General features: G+C 47.2%; 4 protein-coding genes. 3 read left to right on the forward strand and 1 reads right to left on the reverse strand.

Going from position 1 to position 4,649, the window contains the following annotated elements; genetic code table 11:
- Positions 1-53: 53 nt before the first annotated feature.
- On the reverse strand, positions 54-3,092 hold the full coding sequence (locus A1359_RS03295; protein WP_066977972.1) for a Tn3 family transposase: 3,039 nt from the start codon (positions 3,090-3,092) through the stop codon (positions 54-56).
- Positions 3,093-3,266: 174 nt separating this feature from the next.
- Here A1359_RS03295 and A1359_RS03300 point away from each other — a divergent pair, with 174 nt between their 5' ends.
- From A1359_RS03300 to A1359_RS03310, 3 genes are read left to right on the forward strand one after another with little or no spacing between them, the layout of a single operon-like run.
- Complete coding sequence (locus tag A1359_RS03300; RefSeq protein ID WP_066977976.1) at positions 3,267-3,497, forward strand: DUF433 domain-containing protein; 231 nt, start codon at positions 3,267-3,269, stop codon at positions 3,495-3,497.
- Positions 3,494-3,886, forward strand: coding sequence for a DUF5615 family PIN-like protein (locus A1359_RS03305; RefSeq protein WP_066977980.1), 393 nt, complete (start codon positions 3,494-3,496; stop codon positions 3,884-3,886). The genes A1359_RS03300 and A1359_RS03305 overlap by 4 nt, the downstream gene beginning before the upstream one ends.
- Positions 3,887-3,889: 3 nt before the next feature.
- On the forward strand, positions 3,890-4,447 hold the full coding sequence (locus A1359_RS03310) for a recombinase family protein (RefSeq protein ID WP_066977982.1): 558 nt from the start codon (positions 3,890-3,892) through the stop codon (positions 4,445-4,447).
- Positions 4,448-4,649 lie beyond the last annotated feature (202 nt).

The raw sequence follows: 4,649 nt of genomic DNA on the forward strand, positions 1-4,649 counted from the left end.
GGGGTTCTAAGCCCAAACCCTCGGAATTTTTTGAATCATTTTAAATCAATGTGTTAGTCAAATGTTATGCCAGCTAAAATCTGATCAAAGTCGATTTGATTACGGTTGTTCTTAAAGTCATAGTGGCCCAAGAAATGGATATGTTGCCAAGCGACCGGGGAAATCTTTTGGAGTAGCGCAATCACTTTCTCGTTCCCGGCGGCTTTATACTTGTCGAGCAGAAGCGATAACATGATCGAATTATAGGCAATGACTACATTGGCGATTAACCTGCCGCATTGATTGGTAATGGCGGCTTCCAAATCAGTTCTGCCGATGAGCTGTTTTTTGCCACTGACTTGGGATGTATACGAGCGCAATTGGTGGTATGACTCAATGCGGTTTTGCGAACGGTGAACATCGCGCTCTATCTGAGGATTACGCAAATACTTTAAGGTGTAAATGCTGCGCACCAATTTATCGAACTCAAAAATGGCCTTCCGTGTTCGATTTTGTGCGGGTAATGCGCACAGTTTTCTAATCAATGTGCTTTGGGTCATTTCCTTAAGGCCCAGCGTGGCGACGATTTGATCGATGTGGGCATGATCGGATTCAATCAGAGAGCGGTTAATCTGTCCGGCAGGAGCGATCAAAAACTTTTCATAGTTTGCAATATCATCGGCACAATATAGGTGTTTGAGTTGATCTTGGAGACTAACGAATCGCGGCATCAGCTTCATGCCGAACCAGTGCAAGATAGCGAAATTGGCTTTATTGATGCTGTGCATGTCGCCGGTGATGGCCGTTGGCATGATATTCGAGGTATTGTTGTAGCAAATATCGAATAAAAAATTGCTTTCATGTTCATGCGATCCGATCAATTCTGTTTGCAACGCAATGTGATTGGCGAGCAGCGTATAGGCTGAAACGCCTTTCCCCCGCCTAAAGTGTTTTTTTGAATGACGTGCTTTGAGGGTAGGCGTTCCCATTTCGAGCCTTTGCCCATCAACACTGCCATAGAGTTGTTCCAATCCAAATGAATAATAGGGAAAGATGCTTAACTCCGAAATGAAATTGCTGATTCGATCATTGCTGGCTTTCAATGTTGATAGCCGTAAATATTGCTGATAGGTGGCTTCTAGGACGTGATAGGGTATATCGCTCGTTTCGGCCATGCTCAGATTGCCGTGGTTCAGCGCCTGAGCAAGAATAACGGCCATTAAACTATCTTCATCGGCGACTTTCTTGGCATAACGCGGTTGTAACGGCGTTAACACGGATAGAAACTGGCACTGCTCATTAACAAATCGGAAAATATCGGCAATATCATGCGATTGAAGTTTGGCATAGAAAGCCACTTTTAACGCCTCGTCTTTGTTGACCTTAGGCTTTTTCCGCCAAGTCAAATGCTTGCGAGCCGCGTCATATTCCAGATGCTTTAATTTACCTTGCCGTAATTCGCGGTCGAATAGTTTCCACTGCAGACTAAGTTCGGCGTACAGCGCGTCAATTGACTCATCCAAGGGTTGACGTAACCAGGGGATATCCAACTTTTTCAGTATGTCAGCCTTCTGCTCCATCGAAACCAGATCATCACTAAAACGGCGGTTCACAACGCTATCATTCAGATACAGTTCGTTAATGTCGAAACGTTTTCTGATTTGGCGATAAATCCAGAATTCGTATCGGTCGCCACGAATACCGGTGGCTTTCCCTTCTTCATCCAATACCAACAGATGGGAACGCAGGCGTTTAGGTATCGTGTTGGCAGGGATTTCACTAACAGGCCGCTGCGCCAAAGTTTGTTGACGGGAGAAAACAGTCTTCATCCAGCTCAGCGCCATTAGCCAAGGGTTCTGGGTATCGGTGCTGGAAAAGTGTGTGGACATCGCCAGTGGACGCAAATTTTTCTTGCAACGCGCGGTGACTTTATCGACGGCCTCCCAGCGAAAAGCCAGTTGACTGGGTGATTTCTCGCATAAGCGTTGACCCGCAGTGATGAGGGAATCCTTGGGCATGATGTTAAATGCCTGATCGCGTACTGACCCGAATAAAGCGGCATCGTCTATCGCTTCATCGACATACAGTAAAATCAGACGCCCCACTTGTGGCGCCTCTTGCTGTTTGTTGGCCAGAGACTGAGTAAATTGTTGCGATGATATTGTCTTGGTTTCTTCTTCCAGTTTTTTCAGCTGGTAACAAAATGCGCTGACCAGGTTATCGCTCAATTGCTGGTAACGTTGCCAGGCATAGCACAACAGGTACAAATAGGTTTGCCCTGGCTTCAACCGCCTTAAGTCATAAATGCTGTAGAAATTAGCGAGACTGGCGTAGTAATGTTTATTTTGTTGTGAAATTTCGAGGTTTGGCAGCAGTGTCTTCGCTATCTGGTACAAAGGCTCCAGCGTTGCCCGTTTCTGGCGCTCAACCACCATCATTTGGTAGCTGAAGTTCTTGGCGTCTTGCTTGATGGCCGCCAATTCAGACAAGGTATCTTCGCGAATGAGTAGGTTTTTAAGCTCTGTTCGTGCGGATTCATCTACTATTTCGTCAATCAATTGCTCCAAACGGTTGCGTTCGGAAGTCAAGGCATCACCAATGATCGTCTGTAGAGTTGTATACCCTGGGCGCACAATTTTCTGGTTGTTTAAAAAGACAATCAATTCGGTCAGGATAAATGTCGGCGTGACATCTTGTCTCGCCAGTTCAGTAGCTTTATCCAATAGAGTTGCCACATCGCTTTCTAACCAGAGCCGATAGCCAAATAATTCCGCGATCACGTTGCGTTGCAAATAATATTCAGTCATTTTCAAGGGTTGCAATGCCACAGTCATTCCGGGGAAATACCGCTGGATTATGAAGGTGATGTCTTCGTCTGGCACATCCTGCAGCGAAAACCGGAAAAAAGCTTGCTTCGCCTTAAAGTAACCCATCTGTAACAAGCAATAAAGCTGTGAGCGAAGGCCATTCCGTTGGAATACGATGCCATGTTCTTTCTCCGTCATCGCGAAAAACTCGGCACGTTGAAAATCATCGAAATCAGGTAAATCGTATAGCGCCTGTTTTTCTGCTTCAGATAGAACAGTTAACCGTTTATTCTTATTGGCACGCATGGATGGGCGGAAAATCCTTTTATAAGTTGTTCTTGAAAACGAGGGTTTTTGATAAACCTTGCTTAAGCGCTAAGGCGATCAATGAAATCAAGGCTCTGCCATTCTCATAAATAGTTCTTGAAAGGGTATTCTCAATTTTATACCATGGCAATGAGTTTCGATAAGGAGCAGACTATGGGACAACTGAATCGCATTACCCAACAACCCGATGTGATGGGTGGCAAAGCGTGTATCCGTGGGATGCGCGTCACGGTCGGCATGGTCGTGGGACAAATTGGTGCCGGACACAGCATTGATGAAGTGCTTGCCGATTACCCTTACTTGGAGCATGAGGACATTATGCAGGCGCTTCGCTATGCTGCATGGCGAGCTGAGGAACGTGAGGTTATGCTGGCCACTGCATGAAGCTGCTCGTCGATATGAACCTGTCGCCGCGTTGGATCGACGTGCTGGCCGATGCAGGTATTGAGGCGGCGCACTGGTCAACGCTTGGGGCGGACAACGCGCCGGACTCTCAGATCATGAGCTATGCCCACGCGAACGACTATGTGGTGCTTACCCACGATCTGGACTTCAGCGCGATCCTTGCAGCTACCCACGGCGAAAAGCCCAGCGTCGTGCAAATCCGTGCTGATGATGTCAGCCCCGATGTGATTGGCAAGCATGTCATCATCGCCTTGCGGCAGATGGCATCCGAGCTTGAAGAAGGGGCGTTGCTCACCGTCGATCCGAATCGGACGCGCCTGCGTGTACTACCGTTGCGGCAAGACAAACAAAATGTATCAGGCTTATAACGCATGCTAATCGGATACGCGCGAGTCTCGACTCAAGATCAAAATCTTGATCTTCAGGTCGATGCATTGATCAAAGCAGACTGCCAAAAAATCTTTAATGACAAGATCAGCGGAAGCCGCTCTGAACGGCCAGGACTGGCGAAGGCTCTGGAGATGCTTCGCGATGGAGATACCCTTGTCGTGTGGAAATTGGATCGACTTGGTCGTAGCGTCAAGAAGCTGGTGGATCTGGTCGGCGAATTACAAAGGCAAGGTATCCAGTTTAAAAGTCTTACCGACGCCATCGACACCAGTACCCCGTCAGGCCGTTTCTTTTTCCACGTTATGGCTAGCCTTGCCGAGATGGAGCGAGAACTGACAGTCGAACGCACCCGAGCAGGATTGGAAGTTGCTCGCCAGCTTGGCCGTAAAGGTGGGCGCAGTAGAAAAATGACTGACAGCAAGATCGAGTCGGCCAAAAAGCTATTGGCAAATGGTGTGCCGCCTCGTGACGTGGCCAAGAACCTCGGCGTATCCGTTCCGACGCTATACCGCTGGATTCCAGCTTCCGCGAACTCGTAGCAGGCTTTTTTCTCATTCGTTTGTATTTATATTTTCTAAAACTATCCATTTCAGATGGTTGAGTCTCACGCTACAGGTACTTTTGAGTCATTTTGTACAAACCCCCGACTACCCATTAATCCATAATCAGATTACGGACCATTAGCTAACATATTGATTTAAAATGATTAAAAAAATTCCGAGGGTTTGGGCTTAGAACCCC

The sequence above is a fragment of the Methylomonas lenta genome (assembly GCF_001644015.1).
In the GTDB taxonomy this organism is placed as follows: domain Bacteria; phylum Pseudomonadota; class Gammaproteobacteria; order Methylococcales; family Methylomonadaceae; genus Methylomonas; species Methylomonas lenta.

Excerpts from the sequence above, each read along its gene's own strand:
- A1359_RS03300 (WP_066977976.1), top strand. The coding sequence starts at position 3,267 with ATGGGACAACTGAATCGCATTACCCAACAACCCGATGTGATGGGTGGC.
- A1359_RS03305 (WP_066977980.1), top strand. The coding sequence starts at position 3,494 with ATGAAGCTGCTCGTCGATATGAACCTGTCGCCGCGTTGGATCGACGTG.
- A1359_RS03295 (WP_066977972.1), bottom strand. The coding sequence starts at position 3,092 with ATGCGTGCCAATAAGAATAAACGGTTAACTGTTCTATCTGAAGCAGAA.
- A1359_RS03310 (WP_066977982.1), top strand. The coding sequence starts at position 3,890 with ATGCTAATCGGATACGCGCGAGTCTCGACTCAAGATCAAAATCTTGAT.